This is a genomic window from Nocardioides sp. NPDC057577 (assembly GCF_042801335.1).
GTDB lineage: Bacteria > Actinomycetota > Actinomycetes > Propionibacteriales > Nocardioidaceae > Nocardioides.
Map to the genome: position 1 here is coordinate 1 of NZ_JBHVGB010000150.1, position 15822 is coordinate 15822.

Here is a 15822-nt window from a genome sequence, read left to right on the forward strand (position 1 = left end):
ATCACGTGCCGCGTCAAGGACGCCCTTCGGGCGCCGGCTTCGCCGGCCGCTTCGCGGTCCTTGACTCGGCACCCGATCGAGAAAAGATTTCGCCTGTATCGGGGCGGCGGCGAGAGAGTGGCGCGGAGTTCACGTTGCTTGTTCGCTGACTGCATAACTGTCATCTGACCAGCATAAATAGGTCGCGCTGTGGTGCTTGGTCGCATATAATAACCGGTATGTACGAGACCATCGACCGCCTCCTTGACGGGCCACCACCGGGTGCGTCCGAGGGTGAGCTGGTCGACTGGATCGCTCGCCTCGAGGCAGTGAAGTGCACTGCCGAGGCTGTGCAGGCAGAGGCGGCGGTACGTCTGGAGGAAGCCGTCCGCGAGCGTCAATCAGCGGCTGGTGTTCCTGCCCGCAAGCTTGGTGAAGGTGTCGCCTCCCAGGTTGCGTTGGCGCGGCGGGTCTCACCCGAGAAGGGCGCCAAGCTACTCGGGTTGGCGAAGACCCTGATCGCCGAGATGCCGCACACCTTCGCGCTCATGAAAGCCGGGTTGTTCTCGCAATGGCAGGCCACCATCCTGGCCCGCGAAACGGCGTGCCTCTCGGTGGAGGACCGCCGCGTCATCGACCACCGGCTCTGCGCCCCCGGACCCGACGGTCAGCCCGCCAAGGCAGTGGTGATGGGGCTGCGGCAGCTCGAGAACGCCGCCAAGAAGCTCGCCATCACCCTGGACCAGGAATCCGTCGTTGCCCGGGCCGCAAGCGCCGAGAAGGACCGTCGGGTCAGTGTCCGGCCAGCGCCGGACACGATGACCTGGCTCGGTGCGCTGTTGCCGGTCAAGGACGGTGTCGCCGTCTTCGCGGCGCTCGACCAGGCAGCCAAGGCGGCTGCGGCAGCCGGTGACCAACGCACTCGTGGTCAGGTCATGGCCGACACCCTCATCGACCGGATCACCGGCCGCAGCGCGACCGGTGCCAAACCCCGGATCGAGGTCAAGATCGTGATGACCGCCGACTCCCTCACCAACGACGCGGACCAGCCAGCCATGGTCGAGGGCTACGGACCCGTCCCCGCCGCCTGGGCCCGCGAAGCACTCAACGATGCCGAGGTGTTCGTCCGCAGACTGTTCACCGACCCGGCCGGCCGCCTGGTCGCGATGGAGTCCCGCTCACGGAAGGCACCCGACGGGCTCGCGGAGTTCATCACCACCCGCGACGGCGGGACCTGCCGCACCAACGGCTGTGACGCCCCGATCCGCAACATCGACCACATCCAGCGCCACGCAGACGGCGGCGCCACCAGCGCCGCAAACCTCCAAGGCCTCTGCGAACGATGCAACCAAGCCAAAGAAGCCCTCGGCTGGCAAGCCAGACCAGGACCCGACGGCAGCATCATCACCACCACACCCACCGGGCACATCTACGCCAGCCCGCCACCAGACACCTGGTCACCAAATCCATCATCCCTGTCGCCGGCAGAGTTCCGGCTCCGCGAGGTGTTCCTCGACCACACCCTCGCCGCGTGACCCATGTCGCGGTCACGCGAGGGGGAGGACTGTCGACGGATGTTAGGAGGCGTACGCGATCTGCTCCTGGATCTCGAAGCGGAGGCCGTCGGCGGCGGCGATGTAGACGTCCTGGTCCACGAGGTTGCCGTGCATCCGCATCAGGCCTCGGGGACTGGAGTAGCTGTGGTGGGCGGTGAGGCCGAGCGCGGGCTCGACCTCGAGGGAACCGCAGGCGTCGCCGATCTGACGCAGGAACATCAGCGACTCGTAGCAGGACTCGCCCACGGCGTTGAGGGAGGGCGCGTACTCGCCGAAGCGGCGGTAGTAGCGCTCGGCCAGGCCGGCCGACTCGGGGGTGGCGAGGCCGTCGAAGTAGGCGGCGGCCGCGAAGACGTTGGCGTTGGCGCCGGCGCCACCGGCGAGCAGGGTGTTCTCCTCGACCGCGGGGCTCAGCCGGGTCAGCGACGAGCTCAGCCCGGCAGCGGCGAACTGGCGGTTGAAGTGCACGGCGTCCTGGCCCATCAGCAGCATGATCACTCCGTCCTGCTCGCCGCCCTCCAGGCCACGCAGCACGCCGGCAAAGTCGCGTGTGCCCAACGGGACGTACGTCTCGCTGACTACCTCCGAGGGCGACCCGCGCAGCGCGGCCCGGGCCGTCGACCCGGTGACGCGCGGGAAGACGTAGTCGTTGCCGACCACCGCCCAGCGGGCGACGCCGTGGTTGGCCCGCATCCAGGCGGCGGCGGGGAGCAGCTGGTTGACCGGCCGCTCGCCGAGCATGAAGACGCCGGGGGTGTCGTCACCGCCCTCGTGCATGGCGGCGAAGGCGTAGAGAGCCCGGCCGCCCACGCGGGCGGTGATCGCCTGGCGTACGGCGGAGATGTGCCAGCCGGCGATCGCGTCGACCCTGCCGAGCTCGACGAGCCGGGCCACCTCGGCGGCGACCTCGTCGGGTGCGCGACCGGCGTCGACCGCGACCAGCTCGACCGGTCGTCCGGCGATCCCGCCACCGGCGTTGAGGTCCTCCGCGGCCAGCTCGCCGCAGGCCAGGCACCCGGGGCCGTAGATGCCGGTCGGGCCCTGCATCGGCACCACGAACGCGATCGAGACCGCTTCCGGCGGGCGGGGTGCGAGGCCGAGCAGGGCATGCGACGCCGGGGTGAACGACGGCGGGGACATCGGCACCTGCTCCCAGACGAACCGGACGGGATGACTCACCATTGAGCCGATGGATGGTTAGGGTACGGGAGTCGGGCCCTCGGCGCAGCGGGCATCCAACAGACAGTCATGGGAGGACGCCATGGAGGTGGCCGAGACCGCCGGCACGGATCTGCGCAGCTCGGACCTGGCCGTGCTGCTCGCCCGGGCGCAGCGCCGGATAGCACGCGTCCTTGCCGAGGCGTACGCCGACTTCGACCTCACCGCGGAGCAGTGGCGCGTCCTCAGCGTGCTGCTCGACGAGCCGGGCCAGACGATGACACGTCTCGCCGACGGCGCCGCGGTCCCCGCAGCCACCTTGACCAGGCACGTCGACAGGCTGGCCGAGCGCGGTCTGGTGCTGCGCAAGGTCCACGCCCAGGACAAGCGCCGGGCTGTGGTCGCGCTCTCGCCGGTGGGCGCCTCGGTGGCCCGGGAGATCCGAGCCCGGCAGCAGACCGAAGCCGTCGTCAGGGTCGCGCGCGACCTGCGGACCGCCCTCGACACGCTGCCCTGAACCCGGTCGCGAGAAGACGTTTCCGCCTGGAAACAAATCCTCCCAGAGCACGACACATCGGTGAAACAACCCGTCCCTAGATTCCTTCCATTCGAGAGCAATTGTCCGATGGAAGGACCTCCCCCCGTGCGTACGAAATTCTCGAGCCGCGTCCTCGCGGCCAGCTCGGTGCTCGCCCTGGGCCTGACCGCGACCGCCTGCGGCGGCGCCAAGACCGGTGACACCGCGACCAGCGAGAGCTGCGTCGACACCAGCGGCGACACCATCAAGATCGGTTTCCTGAACTCCCTGTCGGGGACGATGGCGATCAGCGAGACGACCGTCTTCAAGTCCCTGTCCATGGCTGCCGAGGAGATCAACGCCGACGGCGGCGTGCTCGGCAAGAAGCTCGAGATCGTCAGCGAGGACGGCCAGTCCGAGCCGACCGTCTTCGCCGAGAAGGCGACCAAGCTGATCCAGGACGACTGCGTCGCGGCCGTCTTCGGCGGCTGGACCTCCAGCTCGCGCAAGGCGATGCTGCCGGTCTTCGAGGGCAACGACGCGCTGCTCTTCTACCCGGTGCAGTACGAGGGCCTGGAGTCCTCCCACAACATCTTCTACACCGGCGCGACCACGAACCAGCAGATCATCCCCGCCCTCGACTTCCTCAAGGAAGAGAAGAAGATCGAGTCGATCTTCCTGGTCGGCTCCGACTACGTCTTCCCGCGCACGGCCAACAAGATCATCAAGCAGTACGCAGCCGCCAACGGCATCAAGGTGCTCGGCGAGGAGTACCAGCCCCTGGGTTCGACCGACTTCGGCACGGTCGTCGACAAGGTCAAGGCCGCCGGCGCGGACGCCGTCTTCAACACCCTCAACGGTGACTCCAACGTGGCCTTCTTCAAGGAGTACAAGGGCAAGGGCCTGACCGCCTCGGCGATGCCGGTGCTCTCGGTCTCGATCGCCGAGGAGGAGGTCCCGGGCGTCGGCGTGGGCAACCTCGAGGGCCAGTACACCGCCTGGAACTACTACCAGACCATCGACAGCCCGGCGAACCAGAAGTTCGTGACCGACTTCAAGGCGGCCAACGGCGCCAAGGCGGTCACGTCCGACCCGATGGAGGCGGCCTACACCTCGCTGCACCTGTGGAAGGGCATGGTCGAGAAGGCCGACTCGTTCGCGGTCGAGGACGTCATCGACGCCTCTGACGGCGTCACCTACGACGCCCCCGAGGGGACCGTCGAGGTCGACGGCGAGAACCACCACATCGCCAAGACCGCGCTCATCGGCCAGGTGAACTCCGAGGGCCTGATCGACACGGTCTGGTCCAGCGACAAGCCGATCGAGCCGGACCCCTACCTGAAGTCCTACGACTGGTGGAAGAACTAGCCTCTTGGACGCGCTCCTCGCCCAGGTCTTCACCGGCATCTCCGCCGGTGCGGTCCTGCTCCTCATCGCCCTCGGGCTCACCCTGACCTTCGGTCAGATGGGCGTGATCAACATGGCCCACGGCGAGTTCATCATGGCCGGCGCGTACACCGCCTATGTCGTCTCGACCATCGTCGCCAGCACCGAGCTGAGTCTGCTGATCGCGCTCCCCGCGGGGTTCGTGGTCGGCGGCCTGCTCGGGCTGGCGCTCGAGGCGAGCGTGCTGCGGTGGATGTACGCCCGTCCGCTGGACACGCTGCTGGTCACCTACGGCGTCGGACTCGTCCTGCAGCAGGTCGCGCGCGACATCTTCGGGGCTCCGGCCAAGGAGGTGTCGGCGCCGGGCTGGCTGGACGGGTCGATCCCGATCCTGGGCTACGACTTCCCGCTGACCAGGCTCTTCATCATCGTCCTGGCAGGGCTGTGCGTGGCGGTGCTGCTGGCGGTGCTCCGGTTCACCGCCCTCGGGCGCCAGATCCGGGCGACCGTCGGCAACCGCGACCTCGCCGAGACCATCGGCATCTCGACCCGCCGCACCGACCGGGCCACCTTCTTCATCGGGTCCGGCCTGGCCGGTGTGGCCGGGGTGGCGCTCACGCTGCTCGGGTCGACCGGCCCCAACCTCGGTACGTCCTACATCGTGCAGGCGTTCCTGGTGGTCGTCGTCGGCGGCATCGGACACCTCAAGGGCACGATCGTCGCGGCTCTCGGCATCGGCCTGCTGCAGGCCTTCCTCGCCCACGCCCTGACCGGCTCGGTCGCCCAGGTGATCGTCTTCCTGGCGATCGTCGCGTTCCTGCAGCTGCGCCCGCAGGGCATCCTCTCGGTCCGGACCAGGAGCCTGGCATGAGCATGAAGAAGCTCTCTCCGTACGTCGGCTGGCTGCTGCTCGCGGTCGCCCTGCTCGTCCTCGCCCCGGCGGTCCTGTCCGACTTCCGCCTCGGCCTGCTCGCCAAGTACTGCTGCTACGCCATCGCCGCGGTCGGCATCGGCCTGGCCTGGGGCCGCGGCGGGATGCTGGTGCTCGGCCAAGGGCTCTACTTCGGCATCGGCGCCTATGCCATGGCGATGCACCTCAAGCTCGCCGATGCCGGCCCCGGCGGGGTGCCGGACTTCATGGCGCTCTACGGCGACGCGACGGTGCCGGGATGGTGGGAGCCGCTACGCAGCGGCGGGCTCGCGCTCGTCGTCATCCTCGTCCTGCCGGCACTCGTGGCGGGCCTGCTGGGGCTCGCGGTGTTCAAGCGGCGGATCAAGGGGGCGTACTTCGCCATCCTGAGCCAAGCGCTCGCGGCCGCCTTCGCGATCCTGCTCGTCGGCCAGGTGAAGACCACCGGCGGCGCCAACGGTCTCAACAACTTCCAGGGCTTCTTCGGGTACGCCCTCTTCGACCCGGCCAACAAGCGGATGCTCTACTTCATCGCCGCCGGGATCCTGCTGATCTCGATCCTGGCGATGGCCTGGCTCTACCGCACCCGCTTCGGCGAGCTGCTGGTGGCCGTCCGCGACGGCGAGGAACGGGTGCGCTTCCTCGGCACCGACCCGGCCAACGTCAAGCTGGCGGCGTACGTCATCGCGGCCGTCCTGGCCTCGATCGGTGGTGCGCTCTTCGTGCCGATCGCCGGGATCGTCTCGCCCGACGACGTCGGCGTGGTCGCCTCCATCAGTCTGCTCGCCGGGGTCGCGCTCGGCGGACGCGCCTCGCTCCTCGGTCCGGCCGTCGGCGCGCTGCTGATCGGCTACGCCGAGACGTCGCTCTCCGAGGCGTTCCCGGGGTCGTGGTCCTACTTCCAAGGTGCCCTGTTCGTGCTGGTCATCCTGCTGTTGCCGGGTGGGCTGGCGCAGCTGCTGGGGCTGGTGAGAGGTCTGGTCTCGCGACGTGCGGGGTCCCGGACCTCCGCGGAACCGGAGACACGAGTGGCGGAGGAGGTCCCGGCATGAGCACGGAGACGCTGGAGGTCAGCGACCTGCGGGTCGAGTTCGACGGTTTCGTGGCGATCGACGGGGTGTCCCTGACCCTGGAGCCCGGCCGGCTGCATTTCCTGATCGGGCCCAACGGTGCCGGGAAGACGACGCTCGTGGACACCCTGACGGGTCTGGCCAGGGGGAGTGGTGAGGCGCGTTATCGCACACGCGATCTGCTCGCGCTGGCATCGCACCGGATCACCCGCCTCGGGGTGGGGCGTACGTTCCAGACCGCCACGGTCTTCGAGGAGCTGAGCGTGCTGCAGAACCTCGACATCGCCGCCGGCGTGCACCGGGCGCGGTGGCGGCTGATGCTGCCGCGGCGGGGGACACCCGAGCAGGTCGCCGCGGTGCTGGAGACCGTCGGGCTCACGGAGCTGGCGGACCGGCCCGCGGGCGTGCTCTCGCACGGGCAGAAGCAGTGGCTGGAGATCGGCATGCTGCTCGTCCAGGACTCCGAGGTGATGCTGCTCGACGAGCCCGTCGCCGGGATGTCGGCAGAGGAGCGGGAGGAGACCGGAGAGCTGCTGCGCCGGATCAGCCCGGAGCGGACCGTCGTGGTCATCGAGCACGACATGGACTTCGTACGACGCTTCGCCGACATCGTGACCGTGCTGCACGCGGGCAAGGTGATCGCGGAGGGCACTGCCGCCGAGATCAGGGAGGACGCCGAGGTGCAGCGGGTCTATCTGGGAGAGGACGCCTGATGCTGAGGATCGAGTCGGTCACCGGCGGCTACGGCCGAACCACCGTGCTCCACGAGGTCAGCCTTGAGGTCCCGACCGGCGCCGCGGTGGCGCTGATGGGACACAACGGCGCCGGCAAGACGACCCTGCTCAAGGCGGCGGTCGGGCTCGTCCGGGCCAAGACCGGCCGGGTGCTGCTCGACGGCGAGGACGTCACCGCGCTGCGCCCGAGCGCACGCGTCAAGCGAGGTCTGGGCTACGTCCCCCAGGGCCAGCAGAGCTTCGGCGACATGACCGCGCTGGAGAACCTCCAGCTGGTCGGCGACCGGGCCGGGATCAGCGAGATGCTCGACCTGTTCCCGGCGTTGAAGGACCTGCTCGGCCGACGCGCCGGGCTACTCTCCGGTGGTCAGCGCCAGCAGCTCTCGATCGCGCGTACGCTGCTGACCAGGCCGCGCCTGCTCATCCTCGACGAGCCGACCGAGGGCATCCAGCCCAACGTCGTCGCCGAGATCGAGCGGGTGATCTCCGAGCTCACCGGTCGCGGCGACCTCTCCGTGCTGCTGGTCGAGCAGCACGTCGGGTTCGCGCTGCGTACGGCTTCTGCCTACTACATCCTCGAGTCCGGCCGGGTCACCGCGCGCGGCGACGGCGGCTCCGAGGCGCACGATCACGTCCGATCCCAGCTGGCCGTCTAGAGAGTTGGCGACATGCATCTGACCCCGTCCGACACCGAGAAGCTGCTGCTGTCCGTGGCCGGGATGGTCGCTCGTGACCGGCTCGCCCGTGGGGTGCTCCTCAACTACCCCGAGTCGGTCGCGCTGCTGTCCACCTGGGTGATCGAGCGTGCGCGTGAGGGGGCGTCGGTCTCCGACCTGATGACCCGGGGGCGCACGGTGCTGAGCCGCGAGCAGGTGATGCCCGACGTCGTCGACATGCTCGTCGAGGTACAGGTCGAGGCCACCTTCCCCGACGGCCGCAAGCTCGTCACCATCCACCAGCCCATCGCATGAAGCACAGCGCCTGAGGAGGCCAGCATGTCCATGCAGTCCAGCGGGCCCGGAGCCGTACGCGTCGCCGAGGGCACCATCCGGCTCAACACCGACCGGAGCGAGGCGGAGCGGCGTACGTTGGTCGTCCTCAACACCGGCGACCGACCGGTCCAGATCGGCTCCCACATCCACCTCGCCGAGGTCAACGCGGCCCTCTCCTTCGACCGCGAGGCGGCCGAGGGATTCCGTCTCGACATCCCCGCAGGCACGTCGCGCCGCTTCGAGCCGGGTGCGTCCCGTGAGGTCGCGATCGTGGCGTTCAAGGGCGCCCGGGTCGTGCCCGGCCTACAGATCAAGCACAGCCAGATCAAGCACAGCCAGATCAAGGAGGCGTGATGGTGGAGATCAGCAGGACCGAGTACGCCGCCCTCTACGGCCCCACGACCGGTGACCAGGTGCGCCTGGGCGACACCGACCTCTGGATCGAGGTCGAGGACGACCTGACCGCCGGCGGCGAGGAGTCGGTCTTCGGCGGCGGCAAGTCGATCCGCGAGTCGATGAACCAGTCCACGGTGCCGTCGTCCGAGGGTGCGCTCGACACGGTGATCACCAACGCGCTCGTGCTCGACCACTGGGGCATCGTCCGCGCCGACGTCGGTATCCGCGCCGGGAGGATCGTCGCCCTGGGGCGCTCCGGCAACCCCGACATCGCCGACGGCGTCCACCCCGACCTGATCATCGGCCCGGGCACCGACGTGGTCAGCGGTGAGGGCAAGATCCTGACCGCCGGAGCGATCGACGTCCACGTACATCTGCTGTCCCGCTCGCAGATCGTCGAGGCGATCTCGACCGGGACCACCACCATCGGGGGTGGTGGCACGGGACCGTCGGAGGGGTCCAAGGCCACCACCGTCACGGGCGGGCCGTGGCATCTGGAGACCGTCCACCGCGCGCTCGACGACATGCCGGTCAACCTGCTGCTGATGGGCAAGGGCAACACCGTCTCCGCTGCCGGGCTGGCCGAGCAGGCGCTGGCCGGAGCCGCCGCCTACAAGGTCCACGAGGACTGGGGCTCGACCCCTGCCGCCATCGATGCCTCGCTGCGGGCGGCCGACGAGCACGGCCTGCAGGTCACGCTGCACTCGGACTCGCTCAACGAGGCGGGCTACCTGGAGTCGACGGTCGCAGCGATCGCCGGCCGCTCCATCCACGCCTTCCACGCCGAGGGCGCCGGGGGAGGGCACGCGCCCGACATCCTCTCGGTGGCCTCGCTGCCCTACGTCATCCCCGGCTCCACCAACCCGACCCTCCCGCACACCGTCAACACCGTCGCCGAGCACCTCGACATGCTGATGGTCTGCCACCACCTCAACCCGCGGGTGCCCGAGGACCTGGCCTTCGCCGAGTCCCGGATCCGGGCGACCACGATCGCTGCCGAGGACGTACTGCACGACCTCGGCGCGCTCTCGATCACCTCCTCCGACGCCCAGGCGATGGGCCGCATCGGCGAGGTCATCTGCCGCACCTGGCAGGTCGCCCACGCGATGAAGGCGCGCCTCGGCTCGCTGGGTGGGAAGGCGGACAACATCCGCGCCAAGAGGTACGTCGCGAAATACACGATCAACCCCGCCATCGCCCATGGCATCGCCGCCGAGGTCGGCTCCGTGGAGCCCGGCAAGATGGCCGACCTGGTCCTGTGGGACCCGCGGTTCTTCGGTATCCGGCCCGAGGTCGTGATGAAGGCCGGCGCGCTGATCTGGGGCGCCCTCGGCGACCCGAACGCCTCCATCCCGACCCCGCAGCCGGTGCTCATGCGACCCACGCTGGTGGGACCGGGGGCGGACCACGCAGTCTCGTTCGTCGCGCCGTCCGCGCTGGACGCCGGCCTCGCCGAGCGCCTCGGCCTGCGCCGGCGCCTGGTCGGGATCGCCCCGACCCGGGATGTCGGGAAGGCCGACATGGTCAACAACTCCGCGACCCCGGACATCCGGGTCGAGCCCGAGACGTTCCGCATCCACGTCGACGGCGAGCTGATCGAGCCCGCCCCCGCGACCGAGCTGCCGCTGACGCAGCTCTACTCGATGTTCTGAGCGCGATGTCGGACGACCTGCTCATGATGCTGCTGGCCGACGCCCGCCTCCCGGTCGCCGGCCACACCCAGTCCGGCCAGCTCGAGGCGGCCGTACGCTCCGGGCTCACCGCCGACCAGGTGCCGGTCTTCATGCGGTCGCGACTGGCCAGCGTGGTCCGGGTCGAGGCGGGCGCTGCGGTGGTGGCGCTGCACCGGCTGCGCGCCGGTCTGCCGCTGGAGCCGGTCCTGGACGCCTGGGCGGCGCGCACGCCCGCGGCCTCGATGCGGGACACCTCGCGCACCCTCGGTCGCGCACTGTTGAGGCTGGTCAGGCGCCTGTTCCCGGAATCGTCACACGTCGCGGAGGTGGCCGGCCTCGAGCGGCCCTGCCGCCCGCTCGTCCTGGCCGCGGCGGCCGCCACCGGTGGCATCGCGCCGGCCTCGCTCGGCCGGCTGGTGGCGTACGACGACCTGCAGACGGTCGCGTCGGCAGCCCTCAAGCTGCTGCCTCTCGACCCGCTCGAGACCACCTCGTGGGTGTACGACCTGCTCCCGGAGGCCGAGCGGCTCGCCACCGAGGTCGCCTCGCTCACCGACCCCGATCAGATCCCGGCGCCCAGCGCGCCTCAGCTAGACCTGTGGGCCCAGACCCACGCTCACACGACCAGGAGGTTGTTCAGTGCCTGAAAACGCGACGAAGGACGACAGGGGGCTGCGCATCGGAGTGTGCGGGCCGGTCGGGACCGGAAAGAGCTCGCTCATCGCGCTGCTCTGCCGTGAGCTCTCCGCCGATCTGGAGATCGGTGTGGTCACCAACGACATCTACACCGACGAGGACGCCCGCTTCCTCCGCTCCGCGGGCGTGCTCGACCCGGCCCGCATCCGGGCCGTCGAGACCGGCGCCTGCCCCCACACCGCGATCCGTGACGACGTCACCGCCAACCTGATCGCCGTCGAGGAGCTCGAGGAGAAGTTCGCGCCGCTGGACGTGGTCTTGGTCGAGTCCGGCGGCGACAACCTCACCGCGACGTTCTCCCCGGCGCTGGTCGACACCCAGATCTTCCTGATCGACGTCGCCGGAGGCGGCGACGTCGCCCGCAAGGGCGGTCCCGGCATCGAGCGCGCCGACCTGCTCATCGTCAACAAGACCGACCTGGCCCCGTACGTCGGTGTCGACCCGACAGCGATGGTCTCCGACGCGGGGTCGGTCCGCGAGGGGCGTCCGGTCATCGCTCTCTCCCGCACCGACCCGGCCTCCGTCGAGGCGCTGGTGGGGTGGGTACGGTCCGAGCTGACCCGGCACCGCGGCGGCGTCCTGGTCCCGGCCGACCCCGGCCCGATGGCTCCCCACTTCCATGCGGACGGCAGCGGCCACACTCACGAGCACGACGCCGAGCATGACCACGACCATCAGCACGCCTGAGCTGGCCGACGGCGCCCTGACCCGGGTGCGGGTCGGGGCGGTCGACCGCGGCCGGGTGCGAGTGGAGACCGACGTGACGGGGCCGGCGATGGCTCCGGCGCTGCGGCCGATGCTGCTCGCCAGCGACGCCCGCTCGGCGCGGATCTCGCTGGTCCCCGACGGCGCGATGCTCCTGGTCGGCGACCAGGTCGAGGTCGAGGTCGAGGTGGGGGAGGGCGCGTGCCTGACCCTGGTCGAGCCTGCCGGGACGGTCGCCTACGACATGGTCGGCGGCCACGCGTCCTGGTTGGTCACGATCACCCTCGAAGCAGGCGCCACCCTGATCTGGGCCGGTGAGCCCTTCGTCGTCTCGGCCGGCGCCGACGTCACCCGCGACACCCGGGTCACGCTCGGACGAGGCGCCCGGCTCGCCCTGCGCGAGACCCTCGTCCTCGGCCGCCACGGCGAGCGCCCCGGCCGGGTGCGCACCACGTGGTCGGCCCATGACCACGACGGCCGCCCGCTCCTGGTCGAGTCCCTCGACCTGGACGAGAACTCGCTGGCCCCCGGACTCTTGGGCCCGAACCGGGTCCTGGGCTCGGTCACCGCCCTGGGTCTCGACCTCCCCGCCGACGTCTGTCCCGAGGGCCGTCTCGACCTGCAGCACGGCGGCACCCTGTGGCGCCACCTGGCGAGCGAGGCTCACCAGATCCCGGCAGCCCCCTGGGAATGCGCCAAGACTGGTTGATGTTTCAACGGGCATGACTGACATCGAGTTCGGCCTGGACACCTTCGGCGGTGTCACCCGCGACGCCGAGGGCAAGCCGCAGCACCACGCGCAGGTGATCCGGAACATCGTCGAGGAGGGCGTGCTCGCCGACCGGGTCGGGCTCGACTTCTTCGGGGTGGGCGAGCACCACCGCCGCGACTTCGCCGTCTCCAGCCCGGAGATGGTGCTGGCCGCGGTCGCCTCCCGCACCGAGCGCCTGCGGCTCGGCTCCGCGGTGACCGTGCTCAGCTCTGACGACCCGGTGCGGGTCTTCGAGCGCTTCGCCACCCTGGACGCGGTCTCGAACGGCCGCGCCGAGATCGTCGCTGGGCGTGGGTCGTTCACCGAGTCCTTCCCGCTGTTCGGCTTCGACCTCGCCGACTACGAGGAGCTCTTCGAGGAGCGGCTCGAGCTGCTCTCCGCCCTGCTGAAGGAGGAGAAGGTCACCTGGGAGGGCCGCACCCGCGCGGCGCTCACCGACCAGGAGGTCTTCCCGCGCACCGAGAACGGCCTGACCGCCTGGGTCGGCGTCGGCGGCAGCCCGGAGTCGGTCGTCCGCACCGCCCGCCACGGCTTCGGGCTCTTCCTGGCGATCATCGGCGGCCCGGCCGACCGGTTCGCGCCCTACATCGACCTCTTCGAGCGTGCCCAGGACGAGTTCGGGACGCCTCGGCAGCGCGTCGCCGTCCACTCGCCCGGCTTCGTCGCGGCGACGGACGAGCAGGCCCGGGAGACCGTCTACGAGGGCTGGCTGGCGATGCGGACCCAGATCGGCCGCGAGCGCGGCTGGCCGCCGCCCAGCCCCGGCGACTTCGAGCGTGAGATCGAGGGCGGCTCCCTCTACGTCGGCTCGCCCGAGACGGTCGCCCGGAAGCTGGCCGGCACCATCAAGGTCCTCGGCGTCGACCGCTTCGATCTGAAGTACGACCAGGGCCAGGTGCGGCACGAGGACCTGATGGGCTCGATCGAGCTCTACGGCACGCAGGTCGTGCCGCTCGTCAAGGACATGCTGGGCTGACTCAGCCCAGAGTCAGCCCAGCTCGACCGTCTCGACGCGCGTCGCCACCACCTCGCCGGCATGCAGGACGGTCCGCGAGGTGGGGGCGGCCGCGACGGCTGCGGCGGGAGTCGGCACGTCGAGGACCAGCAGGTCCGCCGGCGCGCCGACGACGATGCCGTAGGCGTCGAGGCCCATCGCCTGCGCGGCCGAGTCGGTGACGAGGTCGAGGGCGACGGCGAGGGTCTCGTCGGTGCGGAACCCGGACTGGTAGGCGACCTGCCGCGCGATCGCGAGCATGTCGCCGTCACCGTAGGGCCACCAGGCGTCCCGGATGTTGTCCGAGCCGGACCAGACCGTGGCGCCTTCGTCACGCAGCGCCAGCACCGGCGGCATCGGTCCGGCCGGTCCGTTGGTCAGCACCGAGACCCCCGCCTCGGCGAAGAGCCCACCGACCCGGCGGGCCTCGTCGAGGGGGATCGAGCCGAGGCCGTACGCGTGGCTCACGTTCACCTTCCCGCCCAGCCCCTCGGCCCGGGTCCGCTCCGCGATCAGCGAGTACTGACGGACCGCGGGAGCGCCCAGGTCGTGCAGGTGGATGTCGATGCCGGCGCCGTGCCGGGCGGCGAGGCCGAAGACGACGTCGAGGTGGGCCTCGGCGTCGCCGTCGAAGCCGTCCGGGTCGAGCCCGCCGACGAGGTCCGCGCCTGCGGCCAGCGCCTCGTCGAGGAGCTTCTCGGTGCCGGGCGAGGTGGTGATCCCGCTCTGCGGGAAGGCGACGATCTCGACGCGCAGCCGGTCGCGGAGCGCATCGCGCACCTCGAGCACGGCCTCCAGGCCGGCCAGGCCGACCTCGGGGTCGATGTCGACATGCGTACGCACCGTCCCGGTGCCGAACGAGATCATCTGCTCCGCGAGCGCACGAGCGCGCTCCACCACGGGCACGCCGACCTCGCCGCGCAGGGTGTGCTCGGCCGCCACCCGCTCGCGGACGGTCGTGCCGGGACGGTGCGGGTGCCAGCCGGAGCCGATCAGCGTCTTGTCCAGGTGGGCGTGGCCGTTGACGAGCGCGGGCAGGAGCAGGGCCCCTCCCAGGTCCAGGTCTCCCTCAGCCACCGCGGAGGAGGCGGGTGAGACCGCCGAGATCCGAGCGTCCCTCACCGAGACGTCGACTCGGGAGCCGTCGGCCAGCGTGCCGTTGCGAAGGGTTCTGCTGCCGGTCATGAGGTGACCTCCATGGTCTGCGTACGGATGCTGCGTTGCTGATGCACGAGCGTGCCCGACCGGAGCGAGGCCAGGACCGAGGGCACCTGGAGCGCGACGAGCCGGGGGTCGTCGGTGTCCAGGACCACCAGGTCGGCCACATCGCCCGCCGTGGTGCCGTGCGGGGCCCGCCCGAGGATCGCGGCCGGGTGGTCGGTGATCGAGGCGACGAGCAGGTCCAGCATCTCAGTACCGACCAGCTGCCGGGTGAGACCCGCGGTCCAGGCGGCCTGGAGCAGGTTGCCGTTGCCGTAGGGGGAGAAGGCGTTGTGCAGGTTGTTGTTCGAGACCGCGACCCGCACGCCGGCGGCATGGGCGCGCTCCAGCGGAGCCAGGCTGCGGCTGCCGGGCTCGCCGGATCCACCCAGGTAGAGGTCGGTCGCCGGCATCACGACCAGCGAGATCCCGGCCTCGGCCAGCAGGGCGTACGCCACCTCCTGCTCGTCCACGGGCATCGCCGCCAGCTTGGTGACGTGCCCGATGGTGACCTGGCCCTGCATACCGAGTGCGCGGGTGCGCTCGGCGACGGCCGCGACCATCGATCCCGAGGGGTCGTCGTCGAAGTCGAGGTGCAGGTCCACCGGGAGCCCGAACCGGTCGGCCAGGCCGAAGACGACGTCGAGGTGGGCCTCCTGGTCGTCGTCGACGTACGGACATCCGCCGACGACGCCACCGCCGTGCCTCAGCGCGGCGCTCATCAGGGCGGTCACCTGGCGGGTGATCCCGTTCTGCGGGAAGACCGAGAGCTGCAGGTCGATCCGCCCGGCGTTCTCCTCGCGCAGGGCGATGTGCAGGTCGAGCATGTCGAGCCGGATGCCGGCGTCGACCTCGACGTGCGCCCGTGCGGCCACGACCCCGTGGCGCACCATCGACTCCACGCCCTTCCGGGCACCGACCTCGACGATCCCCGCGGGCTGCGTACGCCGCACCTCCTGCATCAGCGCGATCGCCGGGCCGACGCCCGGGCCGGTGGGCTCGAGCCCACCGGCGCCGAGCAGATGGGCCTTGTCGAGGTGGACGTGGGCGTCGACGAAGGCGGGCATCACGACCGCTCCGGCGG

At 70.6% G+C, this 15822-nt stretch carries 17 protein-coding genes; 14 read left to right on the forward strand and 3 right to left on the reverse strand.

Annotated elements, in window-relative coordinates:
- Window positions 1-218 precede the first annotated feature (218 nt).
- Window positions 219-1514: a DUF222 domain-containing protein gene (locus tag ACFU7D_RS23015; RefSeq protein WP_378871617.1), complete on the forward strand. Its 1296-nt coding sequence runs from the start codon at window positions 219-221 to the stop codon at window positions 1512-1514.
- A 42-nt stretch (window positions 1515-1556) separates the two neighbouring features.
- Here ACFU7D_RS23015 and ACFU7D_RS23020 read toward each other — a convergent pair whose 3' ends face one another.
- Window positions 1557-2714: a substrate-binding domain-containing protein gene (locus ACFU7D_RS23020; protein ID WP_378871619.1), complete on the reverse strand. Its 1158-nt coding sequence runs from the start codon at window positions 2712-2714 to the stop codon at window positions 1557-1559.
- Between the two features lie 82 nt (window positions 2715-2796).
- On the opposite strand from ACFU7D_RS23020, the gene ACFU7D_RS23025 reads away from it, so the two are divergent.
- From ACFU7D_RS23025 to ACFU7D_RS23085, 13 genes are all read left to right on the forward strand, one after another.
- Window positions 2797-3210, forward strand: coding sequence for a MarR family winged helix-turn-helix transcriptional regulator (locus ACFU7D_RS23025; RefSeq protein ID WP_378871621.1), 414 nt, complete (start codon window positions 2797-2799; stop codon window positions 3208-3210).
- Between the two features lie 126 nt (window positions 3211-3336).
- Window positions 3337-4578, forward strand: a complete 1242-nt coding sequence (urtA, locus tag ACFU7D_RS23030) for an urea ABC transporter substrate-binding protein (RefSeq protein ID WP_378871624.1) — start codon at window positions 3337-3339, stop codon at window positions 4576-4578.
- A gap of 4 nt (window positions 4579-4582) precedes the next feature.
- Complete coding sequence (gene urtB / locus ACFU7D_RS23035) at window positions 4583-5467, forward strand: urea ABC transporter permease subunit UrtB (RefSeq protein WP_378871626.1); 885 nt, start codon at window positions 4583-4585, stop codon at window positions 5465-5467.
- Window positions 5464-6558, forward strand: a complete 1095-nt coding sequence (gene urtC / locus ACFU7D_RS23040; RefSeq protein ID WP_378871628.1) for an urea ABC transporter permease subunit UrtC — start codon at window positions 5464-5466, stop codon at window positions 6556-6558. The genes urtB and urtC overlap by 4 nt, the downstream gene beginning before the upstream one ends.
- The gene (urtD, locus tag ACFU7D_RS23045) at window positions 6555-7289 is read left to right on the forward strand and encodes an urea ABC transporter ATP-binding protein UrtD (RefSeq protein WP_378871631.1); all 735 of its coding nucleotides are present in this window, start codon (window positions 6555-6557) and stop codon (window positions 7287-7289) included. Before urtC ends, urtD begins: the two co-directional genes overlap by 4 nt.
- A complete protein-coding gene (locus ACFU7D_RS23050; RefSeq protein ID WP_378871634.1) occupies window positions 7289-7966 on the forward strand; it encodes an ATP-binding cassette domain-containing protein in 678 nt (225 codons plus the stop codon). Before urtD ends, ACFU7D_RS23050 begins: the two co-directional genes overlap by 1 nt.
- A gap of 12 nt (window positions 7967-7978) precedes the next feature.
- Complete coding sequence (locus ACFU7D_RS23055) at window positions 7979-8281, forward strand: urease subunit gamma (protein ID WP_378871637.1); 303 nt, start codon at window positions 7979-7981, stop codon at window positions 8279-8281.
- A gap of 30 nt (window positions 8282-8311) precedes the next feature.
- The gene (ureB, locus tag ACFU7D_RS23060; RefSeq protein WP_378871658.1) at window positions 8312-8656 is read left to right on the forward strand and encodes an urease subunit beta; all 345 of its coding nucleotides are present in this window, start codon (window positions 8312-8314) and stop codon (window positions 8654-8656) included.
- Window positions 8656-10350 carry an urease subunit alpha gene (locus ACFU7D_RS23065; protein WP_378871640.1) on the forward strand — a complete coding sequence of 565 codons (1695 nt, stop codon included), beginning with the start codon at window positions 8656-8658 and terminating at the stop codon, window positions 10348-10350. The genes ureB and ACFU7D_RS23065 overlap by 1 nt, the downstream gene beginning before the upstream one ends.
- A 5-nt stretch (window positions 10351-10355) precedes the next feature.
- Entirely contained in the window at window positions 10356-11018 is a 663-nt protein-coding gene (locus tag ACFU7D_RS23070; RefSeq protein WP_378871643.1) for an urease accessory protein UreF, read from the forward strand.
- Window positions 11011-11754: an urease accessory protein UreG gene (gene ureG / locus ACFU7D_RS23075; RefSeq protein WP_378871646.1), complete on the forward strand. Its 744-nt coding sequence runs from the start codon at window positions 11011-11013 to the stop codon at window positions 11752-11754. Before ACFU7D_RS23070 ends, ureG begins: the two co-directional genes overlap by 8 nt.
- A complete protein-coding gene (locus ACFU7D_RS23080; protein WP_378871649.1) occupies window positions 11729-12481 on the forward strand; it encodes an urease accessory protein UreD in 753 nt (250 codons plus the stop codon). Before ureG ends, ACFU7D_RS23080 begins: the two co-directional genes overlap by 26 nt.
- A gap of 13 nt (window positions 12482-12494) precedes the next feature.
- Window positions 12495-13520: an LLM class flavin-dependent oxidoreductase gene (locus tag ACFU7D_RS23085; protein WP_378727595.1), complete on the forward strand. Its 1026-nt coding sequence runs from the start codon at window positions 12495-12497 to the stop codon at window positions 13518-13520.
- A 12-nt stretch (window positions 13521-13532) separates the two neighbouring features.
- Here ACFU7D_RS23085 and ACFU7D_RS23090 read toward each other — a convergent pair whose 3' ends face one another.
- A complete protein-coding gene (locus ACFU7D_RS23090) occupies window positions 13533-14723 on the reverse strand; it encodes an amidohydrolase (RefSeq protein WP_378871652.1) in 1191 nt (396 codons plus the stop codon).
- Window positions 14720-15822 (reverse strand): amidohydrolase family protein (locus ACFU7D_RS23095; protein WP_378871655.1); only part of this gene is annotated, 1103 nt, incomplete at its 5' end. The genes ACFU7D_RS23090 and ACFU7D_RS23095, both read right to left, overlap by 4 nt.

What these genes read in the sequence shown, in the direction of transcription:
- urtD (WP_378871631.1), top strand. Translation starts at nt 6,555, where the DNA reads ATGAGCACGGAGACGCTGGAGGTCAGCGACCTGCGGGTCGAGTTCGAC.
- ureB (WP_378871658.1), top strand. Translation starts at nt 8,312, where the DNA reads ATGCAGTCCAGCGGGCCCGGAGCCGTACGCGTCGCCGAGGGCACCATC.
- ACFU7D_RS23025 (WP_378871621.1), top strand. Translation starts at nt 2,797, where the DNA reads ATGGAGGTGGCCGAGACCGCCGGCACGGATCTGCGCAGCTCGGACCTG.
- ACFU7D_RS23085 (WP_378727595.1), top strand. Translation starts at nt 12,495, where the DNA reads ATGACTGACATCGAGTTCGGCCTGGACACCTTCGGCGGTGTCACCCGC.
- ACFU7D_RS23055 (WP_378871637.1), top strand. Translation starts at nt 7,979, where the DNA reads ATGCATCTGACCCCGTCCGACACCGAGAAGCTGCTGCTGTCCGTGGCC.
- urtC (WP_378871628.1), top strand. Translation starts at nt 5,464, where the DNA reads ATGAGCATGAAGAAGCTCTCTCCGTACGTCGGCTGGCTGCTGCTCGCG.
- ACFU7D_RS23015 (WP_378871617.1), top strand. Translation starts at nt 219, where the DNA reads ATGTACGAGACCATCGACCGCCTCCTTGACGGGCCACCACCGGGTGCG.
- ACFU7D_RS23080 (WP_378871649.1), top strand. Translation starts at nt 11,729, where the DNA reads ATGACCACGACCATCAGCACGCCTGAGCTGGCCGACGGCGCCCTGACC.
- ACFU7D_RS23065 (WP_378871640.1), top strand. Translation starts at nt 8,656, where the DNA reads ATGGTGGAGATCAGCAGGACCGAGTACGCCGCCCTCTACGGCCCCACG.
- ACFU7D_RS23070 (WP_378871643.1), top strand. Translation starts at nt 10,356, where the DNA reads ATGTCGGACGACCTGCTCATGATGCTGCTGGCCGACGCCCGCCTCCCG.
- ACFU7D_RS23050 (WP_378871634.1), top strand. Translation starts at nt 7,289, where the DNA reads ATGCTGAGGATCGAGTCGGTCACCGGCGGCTACGGCCGAACCACCGTG.
- ACFU7D_RS23090 (WP_378871652.1), bottom strand. Translation starts at nt 14,723, where the DNA reads ATGACCGGCAGCAGAACCCTTCGCAACGGCACGCTGGCCGACGGCTCC.